Source organism: Tenacibaculum sp. TB-53, from assembly GCF_059716285.2.
Genome location: NZ_CM202790.1, coordinates 844693 through 859906, shown reverse-complemented (window position 1 = coordinate 859906; position 15214 = coordinate 844693). Strand labels below are relative to the sequence as shown.

13 protein-coding genes are annotated in these 15214 nt (G+C 30.8%); 5 read left to right on the top strand and 8 right to left on the bottom strand.

From position 1 onward, the window contains the following. Window positions 1-29 precede the first annotated feature (29 nt). The 4 genes from hisG to AC3VJB_RS03830 all read right to left on the bottom strand — a co-directional run bounded on the left by hisG (window position 30) and on the right by AC3VJB_RS03830 (window position 3717). Window positions 30-887: an ATP phosphoribosyltransferase gene (hisG, locus tag AC3VJB_RS03845; protein ID WP_073184144.1), complete on the bottom strand. Its 858-nt coding sequence runs from the start codon at window positions 885-887 to the stop codon at window positions 30-32. A 381-nt stretch (window positions 888-1268) separates the two neighbouring features. Further along, window positions 1269-2330: a hypothetical protein gene (locus tag AC3VJB_RS03840; protein ID WP_206337270.1), complete on the bottom strand. Its 1062-nt coding sequence runs from the start codon at window positions 2328-2330 to the stop codon at window positions 1269-1271. 66 nt (window positions 2331-2396) lie between these two features. Further along, window positions 2397-3170 carry a hypothetical protein gene (locus AC3VJB_RS03835; RefSeq protein ID WP_497666780.1) on the bottom strand — a complete coding sequence of 258 codons (774 nt, stop codon included), beginning with the start codon at window positions 3168-3170 and terminating at the stop codon, window positions 2397-2399. Next, window positions 3157-3717 (bottom strand): RNA polymerase sigma factor, encoded by a 561-nt coding sequence (locus tag AC3VJB_RS03830; RefSeq protein WP_497666779.1) that lies wholly within the window; start codon window positions 3715-3717, stop codon window positions 3157-3159. The genes AC3VJB_RS03835 and AC3VJB_RS03830 overlap by 14 nt, the downstream gene beginning before the upstream one ends. 507 nt (window positions 3718-4224) lie before the next feature. Between AC3VJB_RS03830 and AC3VJB_RS03825 the strand changes: the two genes are divergently transcribed. The 4 genes from AC3VJB_RS03825 (at window position 4225) to AC3VJB_RS03810 (ending at window position 8830) form a co-directional block, all read left to right on the top strand. Continuing rightward, window positions 4225-6441, top strand: a complete 2217-nt coding sequence (locus tag AC3VJB_RS03825; protein ID WP_047788905.1) for a RelA/SpoT family protein — start codon at window positions 4225-4227, stop codon at window positions 6439-6441. Window positions 6442-6516: 75 nt separating this feature from the next. Then, window positions 6517-6966: a Fur family transcriptional regulator gene (locus tag AC3VJB_RS03820; protein WP_047788906.1), complete on the top strand. Its 450-nt coding sequence runs from the start codon at window positions 6517-6519 to the stop codon at window positions 6964-6966. A 25-nt stretch (window positions 6967-6991) separates the two neighbouring features. After that, window positions 6992-8263, top strand: coding sequence for an adenylosuccinate synthase (locus tag AC3VJB_RS03815; protein WP_167713875.1), 1272 nt, complete (start codon window positions 6992-6994; stop codon window positions 8261-8263). 33 nt (window positions 8264-8296) lie between these two features. Continuing rightward, entirely contained in the window at window positions 8297-8830 is a 534-nt protein-coding gene (locus tag AC3VJB_RS03810) for a DUF1572 family protein (protein ID WP_231128415.1), read from the top strand. A gap of 57 nt (window positions 8831-8887) precedes the next feature. On the opposite strand, the gene AC3VJB_RS03805 is transcribed toward AC3VJB_RS03810, so the two are convergent. The 4 genes from AC3VJB_RS03805 to AC3VJB_RS03790 form a co-directional block, all read right to left on the bottom strand. Continuing rightward, the gene (locus AC3VJB_RS03805; protein WP_167713876.1) at window positions 8888-9607 is read right to left on the bottom strand and encodes an SCO family protein; all 720 of its coding nucleotides are present in this window, start codon (window positions 9605-9607) and stop codon (window positions 8888-8890) included. Then, window positions 9604-10380 (bottom strand): formylglycine-generating enzyme family protein, encoded by a 777-nt coding sequence (locus AC3VJB_RS03800; RefSeq protein ID WP_497666778.1) that lies wholly within the window; start codon window positions 10378-10380, stop codon window positions 9604-9606. Before AC3VJB_RS03800 ends, AC3VJB_RS03805 begins: the two co-directional genes overlap by 4 nt. A 29-nt stretch (window positions 10381-10409) precedes the next feature. Further along, window positions 10410-11864 (bottom strand): copper-containing nitrite reductase, encoded by a 1455-nt coding sequence (gene nirK, locus AC3VJB_RS03795; RefSeq protein ID WP_167713878.1) that lies wholly within the window; start codon window positions 11862-11864, stop codon window positions 10410-10412. 139 nt (window positions 11865-12003) lie between these two features. Further along, window positions 12004-13434, bottom strand: coding sequence for a pyridoxal phosphate-dependent decarboxylase family protein (locus tag AC3VJB_RS03790; protein ID WP_159491212.1), 1431 nt, complete (start codon window positions 13432-13434; stop codon window positions 12004-12006). Between the two features lie 138 nt (window positions 13435-13572). Between AC3VJB_RS03790 and AC3VJB_RS03785 the strand changes: the two genes are divergently transcribed. Then, complete coding sequence (locus AC3VJB_RS03785; RefSeq protein ID WP_167713879.1) at window positions 13573-15213, top strand: OstA-like protein; 1641 nt, start codon at window positions 13573-13575, stop codon at window positions 15211-15213. Window position 15214: the final 1 nt, after the last annotated feature.

The window sequence follows — 15214 nt, the reverse complement described above, 5'->3', positions numbered from 1 at the left end:
AGCTATAATTATTGGCTACTTTTCTGTTATTAAACAACCATTTTTTCTATTGGACACACCAAAATACCTTCTGCTCCATTACTTTTTAATTCGTCTATAATTTCCCAAAATTGATTTTTATTCAATACAGAGTGCACAGAACTCCACCCTTCTTCAGCTAAAGGAAGTACCGTTGGACTACGCATTCCTGGTAAAATATTAATAATTGTTTCTAATTTTTCATTCGGAGCGTTTAATAGCACATACCTTGATTGTCTTGCTTTTAATACTGATTGAATTCTAAACTGTAACTTGTTAAGTATTACTTGTTGTTGCTCTTTTATTTGAGGAGAAACCGCTAATACTGCTTCTGATTTTAATAAAACTTCTACCTCCTTTAAATTGTTTTTAAATAAAGTTGAACCACTAGAAACAATATCACAAATACCATCGGCTAATCCAATATTTGGAGCTATTTCTACTGAACCATTAATAATATGTAATTGTGCTTTTATGTTCTCTTTTTCTAGAAATTTTAAAACTGTATTCGGGTATGAGGTTGCTATTTTTTTATTCTGAAAATAGTTTATTCCTGTATATTTCTCATTTTTAGGAATTGCTAAGGATACTTTACATTTTGAAAAACCTAATTTTTCTATAAATTGAATCTCCTCTCCTTTTTCTATTAATAAATTCTCGCCAATGATGGCTATATCTACAACTCCATCTTTTAAATATTGCGGAATATCTCCATTTCTTAGATAAAAAACCTCTAAAGGAAAATTGTTTGCAGAAGCTTTTAATTGATCTTTACCGTTATCAATAGAAACTCCACAATCTTTTAAAATTTGTAAGGAATCTTGGTTGAGTCTTCCTGATTTTTGTATGGCTATTTTTAATTTACTCATTTTAGTTTTGAATGGGTTTGAGCAAATCTTTTGAGAAGTATTTTCGTGGCGCCTTGTTGAAAATAAAAACCCGTTTGATTTACTCAAACGGGTTTAAAATATATCTTGATTTTATTCAATACATTTTCAGCTCGCCTGAGTGCAAGTATGAAAATGATGATGATGTAATTGAATAAAATTCATTTCTTCGTTTTTGTTGTTACAAATATTTGAAATAAAAATTGAATTATGCAAGTTTTTTTATTTTTTTTAATAAAACAAACTCAAAAAAACAACTTATAGGAAATATATTTTCAAGCTTTAAACATTTATTTTACAATAATTTTTCTTTTGAGATTTAATTTATTCTGATGATATTTTTAGAGTAATCTTGTAATCTGATTAATTAATATCAAATCGAACTCCTAATGAAATATTTCTTGTATCTGTATTTTTAAATAGTGGATTTAAGTCATATTTAGCATATAATCCAATTCCTTGGTAAGCAACATAAGCACTTAACCCATAGTTATATTTATTCATATTAAAATTATTCTTCTGAACTTCTTCAACTGTAACTCCTTGTGCATTTTTATACTCTAAATATTGACGAGTTCCTAGTTTAAAACCCAAGAAACCACCTACTCCTATCTGAAAGCTTTGATGTGTTCTATCTACAATTTCTCCATCAGAATATTTTTTGTTTTTTGAAAAATCAAACTCTAAGTGCATTGGAAATGTCATTTGTACATGTCGTAACCTACTTTCTGAAAGTTGCTCTGGATGAATACTTAAGTTTGTTTCATTTCCATTTACAATATGATATTGATTGCTTTTAGCTCTTAAATTATTCCATAGAAAAGAGAAACCATATTTAAAATATGCTTTTGAAGGTTCTTTTGACAAACGTGTTTTCCAAGTAAACCCTAACTCGTAAAAATGTGATTGCCAAAATTTATAGTCTGAATCGTCTAAAGAACTTAACTTGTTATTTGTTAATACATTATTTACACCTAAGGCAAAAACAAACTGTGTTGTAGTTCTTTTTTTTCTTCTTTTCTTTTCTTTTTCTATGTCTTCTTTAGAAAAATCTAATTTAAACTTAGTTCCTGCTATACTAAAAGTACTTTCGGTTGAATTTTCTTCACTACTAAATATTTTACCATCAATTTTGTCTTGGACAAGTTGTTGTAGTTTTTGTTCTTCAAAACTAACTTTTTTCTCTATTTGAGCTGCGTGATAAGCCGCAGCTTCTTTTTTTAATGCTGTTGCTTCATCAAACGATATTGTATTCTTTTCTAATTTTGTGTTAATCTCTTTTACTCTCATCTTTAAAGAGTCTTTTTGCTGCTTAGTAATACTATCAATGCTCATTGATATTTTCTTTACTTCTTTTTCAAATACTTTTTCTTGAGATTGGGCAATAGTCGTTACAAACAACACTAATAATAGTATTCTTTTCATTTCTGTAATTTTAAATTAAACTGATAATAATTTTGAATGGTTAATTATCGATAATTAATAAGCGTTTTATTTATTTCTATCAACAATCGCTACCGCAATGTCGGATATTCTTGATTTTAGTTTTTGCATAAAGTCTCCCTTAAACTCTTCATCATCAATCGTTCTCTCAACTTCTGCTAAAATGATGCTAGGATCTATTTTTAAGTTTGATTCTTTTAATTCATCTTCAATAGCTTTTAACACATCTTCTCTTTTCAACTTATGCTTTGCATAATATTCTTTAACTTCATTTGGAGTATGTGTTACTGAAAATAATAAATCATCACTATTTACTTTAACTCTTGAAATTGAGTTTTTCTTTTTTTGTTTTACAGATTTATTCAATTCTACTACCTCTCCTTTTGAGAGTTCTTCTTTCTGAATATTTTTAAAAGCTATTTCTTCTTTTAGAATGGAAGTCTTTGTCTCTGTAATTGTTTCCTTTTTGTTGTGTAATTGTTTCTCTTGCTTCTTTTCTTCAAACTCCACCACAGCTTCATCAGTGTTCTTAATAAATTTCTCTATCCCTTTATTATTAATTTTTAGTGTATCTATTGAAGTATTAACTATAACTTCTTCTATTAGCGTTTTTGAATCTGAACCTGTAAAGTAGAGAGCTACAACGTTTATTAATAAAGCTAAACCAGCTGCATAACCTATATATAAAAACCAGTTTCTTTTCTTTGTTGCCTCCTGATTATCTAAACGAGTCTCTAACCTTTCCCATGCTGAGTTGGATGGCTTAAGCTCTCTGTTCTTTAGCTTTTCTGCTATATGTTTATCAATATTATTGCTTGACATTTCTTACTTGATTAATTTTCTCGTAACTAGCTTGTAAATATTTACGAGCTTTAAATAATTGTGACTTAGAGGTACTTTCAGAAATTTGTAATTTTTCTGCTATTTCTGAATGCTTATATCCTTCAATAGCATATAAGTTAAAAACTAACTTATACCCTTCAGGTAACTCATCTATTAACTTTTGTATATCTTCTGCCGATGTGTTTTCAAGGCTTTCCGTTACAGCATCATTAAAAACAAAGTCTTCATCTGATACTTGAACTGGATTCTTTTTTCGTAAATAACTAATACTAGTATTTACCATAATTCTACGAATCCAACCTTCAAAACTTCCCTCTCCTTTAAATTTTTCAATATTCGTAAAAACTTTAAAAAAACCTTGTAGCATTAAATCTTCCGCATGATGTAAATCTTTAACATACTGTCTACAAACTCCTAACATTTTTGGAGAATACTGCTCAAATATTTGTTGTTGAGCTTCTCTGCTTTGTTTTTTTGCTTGTTTTATAAGCGAAGCTTCTTTGTTATGTAATGAAATAATTTTCAAATCAATAGTTACTTTTTTGTAGCCTTACAAATATAAAGACTACCTGATTTGAAAAAAGGTTGCCCGAAGAATAAAAAAACCTCCGAACTTTATTAACCGGAGGTCAAATATCATCTTATAATGATATTTCGGGGGGACTTGTTATGTAGTTACTTAATTTTAAATAAAGTATAAAGTTATGTTATAAATCTATATGTTTTTACAGGAAAAACCCTAAATATTTTTAGGCCATGTCAGTCTATTATATACTAACATCTGCTCCGCCTCTTTCCAGATTATTATCATAAGTATCTGAAAAAGAAAGCTATTAGAAAAACCATCAGACACTTATATGACTACTTGGTTAGTCGTTATTTTTTTAACCAGTGAATTATCATTATTTCTTTCGTTTTTATAATTTATATAAAAGTAACGAGCTCATATAAAACATTTGTATATAAAACTTGCTCAATATAATTCTTTATATTATTTTTATTTTAATCCAGTTAAGTAAAAGAGTTTTATTGTATGAGTTATAATGTGACGATAGAAGAAGAAAATAAAGAAATAGCCAGTAGATATAAAAATTTGTTAAAAGGTACATATCAAACATTATCAGAAGACGATAAAAAACTGATACGTAAAGCTTTTGATATTGCTGTAGAAGCACATTCTGAACAACGTAGAAAATCAGGAGAACCTTATATTTATCACCCTATAGCTGTAGCAAAAATAGTTGCAGATGAAATTGGTTTAGGTGCAACATCTATTGCTGCTGCTCTACTTCATGATGTTGTTGAGGACACGCATTATACTTTGGATGATATGGAGCGCTTATTTGGAGAAAACATTGCTCGTATTGTAAGCGGATTAACTAAAATATCAAACTTAAAACAAGAGCAAGACTACTCTATCCAAGCAGAGAATTTTAGAAAAATGTTACTCACATTACATGATGACGTTAGGGTAATACTTATTAAAATTGCTGATAGGTTACATAATATGCAAACTATGGATTCTATGCCGCCTCATAAGCAGGTAAAAATAGCCTCTGAAACCTTGTATATTTATGCTCCTCTTGCACATCGTTTAGGTCTTTATAATATTAAAACTGAACTTGAAGACCTTGGCTTAAAGTACACAGAGCCTGATGTATATAGAGATATTGCTAACAAGATAAAAGAAAGTAAAGAAGATCAACAGAGATATATTGATAGTTTTACTAGTGTTTTAAAAGAAGCTTTAAACAAAGAAGGATTTACTTATGAAATAAAGGGACGTTTTAAATCTATTTTTTCTATCCGTAGAAAAATGCGTAAACAAAACGTAACTTTTGATGAAGTGTACGACAAATTTGCTATTCGTATTATATACAAACCAACTTCTGACGATGAAAAGTTTGATGCTTGGAAAATATACTCAATCGTTACAGACTTTTTTAAACCAAATCCTGCCAGATTAAGAGATTGGATTTCTCAGCCAAAATCAACTGGATACGAAGCATTGCATATAACTGTAATTGGCCCCCAAGCTAAATGGGTAGAAGTTCAAATCCGTTCTGAAAGAATGGATGAAATAGCCGAAAAAGGTTATGCAGCCCACTTTAAATATAAACAAGGAGCTGTTAAAGAAAATGGTTTAGAAGGATGGTTAAATCGTTTAAAAGAAAGTTTAGAAAATCAAAGTTTAGATGCTGTAGATTTTGTCGAAGATTTTAAACTTAATCTTTATGCTAAAGAAATTTATGTATTTACTCCTAAAGGAGATTTAAAATCACTTCCAAAAGGAGCCTCTGCATTAGATTTTGCCTTTTCCGTACATACCGATGTTGGTTTAAAATGTCGTGGGGCAAAAGTAAACGGGAAACTGGTTCCTTTAAGTCACGAGTTAAAAAGTGGAGATCAGGTAGAAGTACTCACCGCTTCTAACAATAAACCCAATGTACGCTGGTTAGATTTTGTTATTACTGCAAGAGCACGAGCTAAAATTAAATCAGCTTTAAAAGCAGAAGAAAAGAAAATAGCAGAAGAAGGAAAAGCTATTTTACAACGAAAACTGCGTCATTTAAAAATCAACTCCAGTGAAAAGGTTATTCATGAATTAGCAAGTTATTTTGGGCTAAAAACTAGCTTCGATTTATTCTATCGAGTTGGTAATGGAGCCATAGATAACACACAACTTAAAGACTTTGTTGCTCAGAGAAGTAATCGCTTCATGGGCTTTATTAAAAGTACATTTAGGCGTTCTCCATCAAAAGAAATATCCGAAAAAGAAGAAGTTACAAACAAATACGATGCACTTGTTTTTGGTAAAGAAGAACAAACATTAGATTATACTTTGGCTAAATGCTGCTCTCCAATTCCTGGTGATAAAGTTTTTGGTTTTGTAACTATTAATGAAGGTATTAAAGTGCACAAAAACGATTGCCCAAATGCTATTTCATTACAATCAAACTATGCTTACAGAATTATGCCTGCAAAGTGGATTGATTCCACCAAGCAAGAATTTACAGCCATTTTACACCTTTCGGGAATTGACAATAAAGGAATAGTAAATAATATTACTAAAATTATTTCCAATAGTATGGATGTATTTATACATAGTATTAATATATCTGGAGATAATGGTGTATTTGACGGAAAACTATCATTAAGTGTAAAAAATAAGACACAACTCGATAAATTAATTAACAACATGAAACAAGTAGAAGGCGTTCAAAAAGTTGAACGTGTGAATACTTTGTAAATTTCGTTTTTAACATCCTTGTTTTTTATCAAGAAATAAACGTAAATTTGTCCTTTCGTAAAATTTAAAAAATAAATGAGTAATTCAGCCGAAAATCAAGAAATTGTAAAAAAAGTATTCACTTCTTTTTTAGAAGAGAACAAGCATCGTAAAACACCAGAACGCTATGCTATTTTGCAAGAAATTTATGACGCTGAAGAACATTTTGATATTGAATCTCTATACATTAAAATGAAAAACAAAAACTATCGTGTTAGTAGAGCTACTCTTTATAATACGATGGATTTGTTGCTAGACTGTGGTTTGGTTCGTAAACATCAGTTTGAAGGTCAATCAATGGCTCGTTACGAAAAAAGTTACTTCGATAAAAATCACGACCACGTAATACTTACAGATAGTGGTGAAGTAAAAGAGTTTTGTGACCCAAGAATTCAAATCATTAAAAAAACAATTGAAGATGTTTTCGATATAGACATTCACAACCATTCACTTTATTTCTACGGAACAAAAAGAAACAACAAATAAAACACAACACTTAACAACACACTAAATGGCAGTAGATTTATTACTCGGACTACAATGGGGAGATGAAGGAAAAGGTAAGATTGTAGACGTTTTAACAAAAAACTACGATATAATCGCGCGTTTTCAAGGAGGTCCAAATGCTGGTCACACACTAATTTTTGATGGAAACAAACATGTATTACACACCATTCCTTCAGGAATTTTTCATAAAACAGCTTTAAATGTAGTAGGTAACGGAGTGGTTATTGACCCTGTTATCTTTAAAAAAGAATTAGAAAACTTAGATAAGCATAATATTGATTATACTTCTAAATTATTAATTTCTCGTAAAGCACATTTAATTTTACCTACTCACCGATTATTAGACGCAGCTTCTGAAACTTCAAAAGGAAAAGCAAAAATCGGTTCTACTTTAAAAGGAATTGGACCTACTTATATGGACAAAACTGGTAGAAACGGAATGCGTGTTGGTGATTTAGAATTAGATAACTGGAAAGAGAAATATAGAGCTTTAACTGAAAAGCATTTAAGTATGTTAGCATACTTTGATGTTCAAATCGATTACGATTTAGACGAGTTAGAAGCTGAATTTTCTAGAGGAATTGAAAAATTAAAAACATTACATTTTATTGATTCTGAAGAGTTTTTAAACAATGCTATTAAAGAAGGTAAAACTATTTTAGCTGAAGGAGCTCAAGGGTCATTATTAGATATTGATTTTGGAACATATCCTTTCGTAACCTCTTCAAACACCACTGCTGCTGGTGCTTGTACTGGTTTAGGAGTTGCTCCTAATAGAATTGGTGAGGTTTTCGGTATTTTTAAAGCATACACTACTCGTGTAGGCTCTGGACCTTTCCCTACTGAATTATTTGATGAAGATGGAGCTACTATGGCGAAAGTTGGTCATGAATTTGGAGCTACAACAGGACGTGCTCGTCGTTGTGGATGGTTAGATCTAGTTGCTTTAAAGTATGCTGTTGATGTAAACGGTGTTACGCAATTAATGATGATGAAAGGTGATGTATTATCTGGTTTCGATACCTTAAAAGTTTGTACTTCATACAACTATAAAGGAGAAGAAATTTCTCACTTACCTTATAATATTGAACCTGAAAATGTAAGTGTTAACTATACAGAATTCAAAGGTTGGGAAGATGATTTAACAAAAATGACTTCTGCCGATGATTTACCTCAAAACTTATTAGACTACATCGCGTTTATTGAAAAAGAAACGGGTGTACCTGTAAAAATAGTTTCAGTAGGACCTGATAGAAAACAAACAATTAATAGATAAAAATTTAGAGGAGCTCAATTGAGCTCCTTTTTTATGATGGTAAAAGAATACTTAGAGAATATAACTACCCAGTTTAAATCGTATAAAGAAGTTGCTGATAAAACGATTGCTCAATTAGAAGAAAAAGACTTACACTGGAAATACAATGAAGAAAGTAACAGTATAGCTGCTATTATTGTTCATGTATCTGAAAATATGTTGTCGCGTTGGACGGATTTTTTTACTTCTGATGGAGAAAAAGAATGGAGAGATAGAGATGCTGAGTTTGAAACTCATAATTTATCAAAAAAAGAATTGATTTCTCAATGGGAAAAGGGTTGGAACTGTCTTTTTGCTGCTTTAGATTCATTAAATGAGGAAAACTTCAATCAACCGATTCTTATCAGAAATAAACAAGTTAAGTTAATTGAAAGTATTACGAGGCAAATAGCTCATTTTCCATATCACATTGGTCAAATAGCTTATGTAGGTAAAATGATTTTAAATGATAAATGGCAAACAGCTTCTATTGCCAAAGGAAAATCTAAAGAGTTTATACAAGCTCAATTTGAAAAAAACAACTCATAAAAAAACGTCTTTTAAATTTTTAAAAGACGTTTTTAATAGGAAACATGTTTATGGCAACTAATTTTTTACTGTTTCCAAAATACTCGCTATAGTTTCTTTATTATCTACACCTAAACCTTCTTGTTGGTGCACTAACTCCCCTTCCGGATTAAATACACTGATGATATTTGAGTGTGAAAAATCTAATGGAGAAATTTGTTTGTATTTCACAGCTAGTACATTGGCAAATTCTCTAACAGATTCTTCTGTACCTTGTAAAAAAGTCCAATGCTCATCATCCATAAAGTTTTCTTTCGCAAAAGCCTTTAATCGTTCAGGAGTATCATTTTTAGGGTCAATACTAATTAAAACGTATTGTAAGTCTTCGTTATATTCTTTAGGTATTTTAGCTTCAATATTACGCATATCAGCAACCAATCTAGGGCAAGCAGCTTTACACGTAGTATAAATCATGACCATTACCAAAGTTTTTCCTCTTAAACCTTCTAAATGAATCGTTTTATTCTCTTCGGTTTTCCATTCTGATGTTAAATTAAATATAGAACTTTCAGAAATATCAGTAGCTAAAACTAACTCTTTAGGCTCTTTTTTATCTTTCTGTGTTAAATCCATTTTACAAACCGGACAACTTCCTTCTTCTGTATATGTTTTATCTTCCTCACAAAACATCGGACATTCATATACAGTTGCTAAATTTGTGTTGCTTTTTTCTTTTTTACAAGAACTTAATAACGTAATTGAAAAAAGAAGTATCGTTATATATTTTACTACTTTCATTGTGCTATATTTTTATCTTTTACACATCTAAAACCTAAGTTTCTCATTGTGTAATTAGCTTTTAAACTTCCACGGGTAGCATAACGCATAAAAGCTGCATAATTCATTAAATCTGTTGATCCTACTGCTGCACTACCACAAAACAAATTACTATCATTGTCAACGTCTTTTCTAGATTCTCCTGATACTAATACTGAATTAAAATCAGAGGTCCATTCCCAAACCAATCCGTGCATATCATACACTCCCCAATAGTTTTTAAATGTTGACCCTATAACATTATTAAATGTTCTTGGCTTTTCATACCAACTTAAAATGTATTCATTATACGTTTTTAAAGTTCTTGCATCTGATAGTTTTTGATTTGCCATTCCCACATATTCCCATTCATCTACTGTTGGTAATCGTTTTCCTTGCTTTTCACAGTAACATTTTGCTGCAAACCACGAAACATTGGTTACAGGTGATTTTAAGTTAACCTTCTCCCCTATTTCTGTATCATCTTTCCAATTAATAAGATAACTTTTGTCTGCAAAAAGTTTAATTACTTTAGATTTTCTCCACTTTGGGTTTTCTTTCACAAATTGTAAAAAATCTTCATTAGTTATAGGATACACATCCATTAAAAAATCTTGAATCGTTACTCTTGCTGAATCTCTTCCGTACAAAGGAATATAACTACCACCTTTAATAGGAACCATTTTAGATTGACAATTCATATTTGAAATGCCTAAGAAAAATATACAAATTGTCAATCTTAAAATAGTTTTCATTTCTTATAATTTAGAGTTTAACTACAATTTTAGTGAGTACTTTTTACTTCCATTACAGTATTTACACTAACGTTGGTTTTATTATTGCCCCAAGAATTATAAACATAGGTTAGTACATCTGCTACTTCTTGATCGTTCAACGCTTGCTTGGTCATTACACTATTATATTTTTGACCGTTTACTGTAATTTCTCCTGTTTTACCATGTAAAATAATATCTATAGCTCTCTTTACATCAGCATTTAAATAATCTGATTTGGCTAAAGGAGGAAATGCATTTGGAATTCCTTCACCATTAGCTTGGTGACAAGCAAAACACGTTTTCGTATAAATCTGTTTACCATCTGCTATTTTTTGTGCTAATGATTTTTCTTGCTTGGAAGCTACAGCTTTATCTTCTTTACCATTTGGCATTTCTTGAATAGTACCTCCTTCTGGATTGTAAATACCTTCTTGTTTTACTCCTGAATAAATCTTTTTGCTTTCTTCTCCCTTTACCTTTAACATTCCTAAAGCACCTTTATTAAACGCTCTAAAAATAGCATGATCTACTAAAATAAAAGTACCTGGAACATCTACCTTAAAGTCCACTATCGCAGCTCCTCCTGCCGGAATAGAAGTTGTTTGTACATCTTTGTTAATCATAGAACCACCTTCAACATGAACATTGTCAAAAATTTCACCAATAACATGGAAAGATGATGTTAAGTTAGGACCTCCGTTACCTACAAATAAACGTACTGTTTCGCCAACATTAGCGGTAATTGCATTATCTCCTGTTAAAGCTCCTACACTTCCGTTAAACACTACATAATCTGCATCTTCGTCTACTGCTTTTCTCATATCAAAAGCCTGTAAACCAGGTTCTCCGTTTTCTCCTTTTGTATAAAAATCTCCTTGCATAATATAGTATTCCTTATCTACTTTTGGTAAACCTCCTTCAGGCTCTACTAAAATTAAACCATACATTCCGTTCGCAATATGCATTCCTACAGGTGCAGTAGCACAGTGATATACATATAATCCAGGGTTTAATGTTTTAAATGAGAATGTTTTTTCATGACCAGGCGCTACAAATGAAGAAGTAGCACCTCCTCCAGGTCCAGTTACTGCATGCAAATCGATATTATGAGGTAATCTATTATCTGGGTGATTAGATAAGGTAAATTCTACTTCATCTCCTACTCTAGTTCTTATAAAGCTACCTGGAACAGAACCACCAAACGTCCAGTACACATATTCTACACCATCTGTCATAGTTCCTTCTTTTTCAATAATTTCCATATTTACCAGTAACTTTTTAGCTGATCTATTACCAACAGGTGCCGGAACATAAGGCGGAGCTGTTAATTCTGCTTCTATCGTTCCTTTAACTGCTATATCTGAAGCACTTTTCATTGCAATACTTTCAGATTTTTCATTTTTACAACTTGCCATTAAAAACATAGCTGCTAAAACCATTGAAATTGTTTTCACTTGTTTCATCTCTTCTATTGATGTAGTTATTAATAATCTTATAAAAGACTTTTTTATCTTTTATACAAACAAAGCTACTAAGAGAAAAGCTTTTGAAATATGATTTTTATCATAAAAACAAAAAAAGGAGCTTAGAGCTCCTTTTAATCTATTTTTCTTTTAAAATTTCTTTACCAAATTGATGACACAACTCCAAGGTTTCTTTCACATCATCCATAGTTGTTTTTGGGTTTATCAGACACATTCTAAGCACTACTTGTTTATTTAATATTGTAGTTACTAAAAATGCTTCTCTTGATTCCATTATCTTTTGAGAAATTTTCTGATTTAATTCATCAATTTCTTTTTCTGATAAGTTTAATCCAATAGGATTATATCTAAAATTAATTACTGCCAAGGTAGCTGGTGAAATAATTTCCCAATTTCTACTTTTACGCAGCATCTTTTCTACATCATCAGCTAATTGGATGTTGTAAGTAACAGCTTCTTTAAAAGCATCTAATCCATATGTTTTAATAGACATATAAAATTTTAAAGCTCTAAAACGTCTTGTTAACTGAATTCCGTAATCGTAAAAGTTAATCTCAGATTCATTTCCTTCAATATCGCGTAAATATTCTGGTTTTTCACTAAAAGTACCACTTAACCAAGAAGCATCTTTTACTAATAAGCAACCAATTTCATAAGGTTGGTAAAACCACTTATGCGGATCTACAGTAAGAGAGTCAGCTCTTTCAATTCCTCGTAAAGCTTTGGCTCCTTTTTCAGCTAAAATAGCGGCTCCACCATAAGCTCCATCAATATGGAACCATAAATCTTCCTCTTCACAAATGTCAGCTATTTCATTTAAAGGATCTACAGTACCTGTGTTGGTGGTTCCCGCAGAAGCGATGTAACAAAATGGTTGCAACCCTTCTAGTCGGTCTTTTGCTATAGCATTTTTTAATTTGTTAATACTAATTCTAAACTCTAAATCTGTTGGTAAAATTCGAATTTGCTCTTTTTTAAACCCTAAAACACGAATTGCTTTAATATTTGAAGAGTGTGCCTGATCAGACAAATAAATCACCGCTTTAGAAAAATCATCACCACACTTTAAACGTCTCGCGGTAACCAAAGCTGTTAAGTTTGCCATAGAACCACCACTGGTAAAAATTCCTCCTCCTTTTTCAACAGGGAAATTATACATTTTTAGTAACCAGTTCATTGTTACAATTTCTAACTCAGCTGCTGCTGGAGAAACCATCCATCCACCAGAAAAAATATTGAATCCAGTAGCTAAACTATCAGCCATAGTACTAATAAAGTTACTAGGTCCAGGTACAAATGAATATGCTTTAGGGTGAGAAATAACTGTACTGTTTGGTATTACATTATCCATCACAAAATCTAGTACCTTTTCAGCAGACATTCCTTCGTTTGGTGCTTCTTGTAAGAAAATACTATCCATTTCTTTTCTAGAAGCACTAGCTACAGGCTTTTTTTGCTCTAAAGTAGCCCAATGTTCTGCAATTATATCTACAATTTTATATCCGTAAGACTTCATCTCTTCTTTTGATAAATCAAAATGAGCGCTCATATCTTTATAATTTTTTAATTTGCTACAAAATTAACCATTTACTAAATGACAGCCTTTTATTTATCTTGATAATTTTATTTCTTTATTAAGATTTTGGCATATTCTTTTCATTATTTTTGTGCATTAAATCGTATTATTTTGAAAAAACTATTTCTACTAACTTTTATATTATTTTCTGTTGTAAGTTTTTCTCAAACAAAAAAAATCAAAATACTTTCTACCGAACTAAGTACTGCCGATGAAAGCAAGTACCCTGGAGCTACTATACTTATAGGAAAAGTTAAAATGTCACACGAAGGTGCTACTTTAGATTGTAAAAGAGCTCTACTTTACAAAGACAAAAACTTATTTAAGGCCATTGGTGAAGTAATTATTGAACAAGGAGATAGTATTATTCAATACAGTGATTTTGCTACCTATAACGGAAACACTAAAAAGGCGAAATCTTGGGGAAATGTAGAAATAAACGATAAAGAAATGACGCTAAAAACTGATACGCTTCATTTTGACAGAATTAATCAAATTTTGTATTACCCAAACGGCGGAACTATTCGTGATACTAAAAACACCTTGAAAAGTAAAAAAGGAACCTATCTTTTAAGAGAAAAAAAGTTTACTGCTAAAACAAAAGTAACAGTTGTAAACCCTGAAAATCATTTAGAGTCTGACCATTTAGATTATTATACCAATACTAACTTAGCTTATTTATACGGGCCAAGTACCATTACTAATTTAAAAGATAGCACTAAAGTATATTCTGAAAGAGGTTTTTACGATACGAATACCGATGTTTCATACTTTGTAAAACGTGCAAAATTATTTTTAAAAGAAAGAACCGTTTCTGCCGATAGTTTGTATTATGATAAACGTAACGGTTTTGCTTCTGCAACCAACAATATAAAAGTAGTTGATACCGTTCAAAATATGGTAGCAAAAGGAAATTATGCTGAATTATACGAACTCAAAGATTCTTTATTTATAATTGATAGAGCTGTTGCTATTTCTGTATTTGAAAAAGACTCTATGCATGTTGCGGGCGATAAAATTTTACTTACCGGTAAACCAGAAAAACGTATTGCTAGAATTTTTAACAATGTAAAAATATTCAAGTCCGATTTACAAGGAAAATGCGACTCTATTCACAGTAGTCAAGAAACGGGATTAACCAGAATGTTTAAAAATCCCATATTATGGTCTAATAAAAGTCAAATTACAGGAGACAGCATTCAGTTAGTATCTAATAAAGAAACAAATAAACTTGACTCTTTAAAAGTATTACAAAATGGTTTTATGATTCAACAAGACTCCGTTCATACAGAAAACTTTAATCAAATTAAAGGAAGAAATATTTATGGTAAGTTTGAAAAAGGAGAATTAAGAACAATGTTAGTTAAGGGTAATGCAGAGTCTTTATACTACAGTAACAACGAAAAAACACAAGAATTAGAAACAATTACCAAAGAAATAGCAAGTGATATTGAGTTTATTTTAGAAGATGGAGAAATAATACAAACTAAATACTTTAAAAAATCTGAAGGAAAAACTTTTCCTCCTTCTGAATTCCCTTCTGACGAAAAAAAATTCAAAGGCTTTTTATGGCGAGGAGATGAACAACCCTTAACTGTGGAAGATATTTTTATAAAAGACGCTACTTCTACCGTTCCATCAAAAAGAAAAAAACAACCTGATGTTGTAAAAGAAGCTAAGGAAATGTTTATCGAAGAAACTTCAAAAAACAAGAAAGAACAAAAAAAGCTAAAACTTAAAAAATTAAAATAAT

Excerpts from the sequence above, each read along its gene's own strand:
- AC3VJB_RS03800 (WP_497666778.1), bottom strand. The coding sequence starts at position 10,380 with ATGAAAACTATTTTAAGATTGACAATTTGTATATTTTTCTTAGGCATT.
- AC3VJB_RS03805 (WP_167713876.1), bottom strand. The coding sequence starts at position 9,607 with ATGAAAGTAGTAAAATATATAACGATACTTCTTTTTTCAATTACGTTA.
- nirK (WP_167713878.1), bottom strand. The coding sequence starts at position 11,864 with ATGAAACAAGTGAAAACAATTTCAATGGTTTTAGCAGCTATGTTTTTA.
- AC3VJB_RS03815 (WP_167713875.1), top strand. The coding sequence starts at position 6,992 with ATGGCAGTAGATTTATTACTCGGACTACAATGGGGAGATGAAGGAAAA.
- AC3VJB_RS03825 (WP_047788905.1), top strand. The coding sequence starts at position 4,225 with ATGAGTTATAATGTGACGATAGAAGAAGAAAATAAAGAAATAGCCAGT.
- AC3VJB_RS03835 (WP_497666780.1), bottom strand. The coding sequence starts at position 3,170 with ATGTCAAGCAATAATATTGATAAACATATAGCAGAAAAGCTAAAGAAC.
- AC3VJB_RS03840 (WP_206337270.1), bottom strand. The coding sequence starts at position 2,330 with ATGAAAAGAATACTATTATTAGTGTTGTTTGTAACGACTATTGCCCAA.
- hisG (WP_073184144.1), bottom strand. The coding sequence starts at position 887 with ATGAGTAAATTAAAAATAGCCATACAAAAATCAGGAAGACTCAACCAA.
- AC3VJB_RS03820 (WP_047788906.1), top strand. The coding sequence starts at position 6,517 with ATGAGTAATTCAGCCGAAAATCAAGAAATTGTAAAAAAAGTATTCACT.
- AC3VJB_RS03790 (WP_159491212.1), bottom strand. The coding sequence starts at position 13,434 with ATGAGCGCTCATTTTGATTTATCAAAAGAAGAGATGAAGTCTTACGGA.
- AC3VJB_RS03810 (WP_231128415.1), top strand. The coding sequence starts at position 8,297 with ATGATGGTAAAAGAATACTTAGAGAATATAACTACCCAGTTTAAATCG.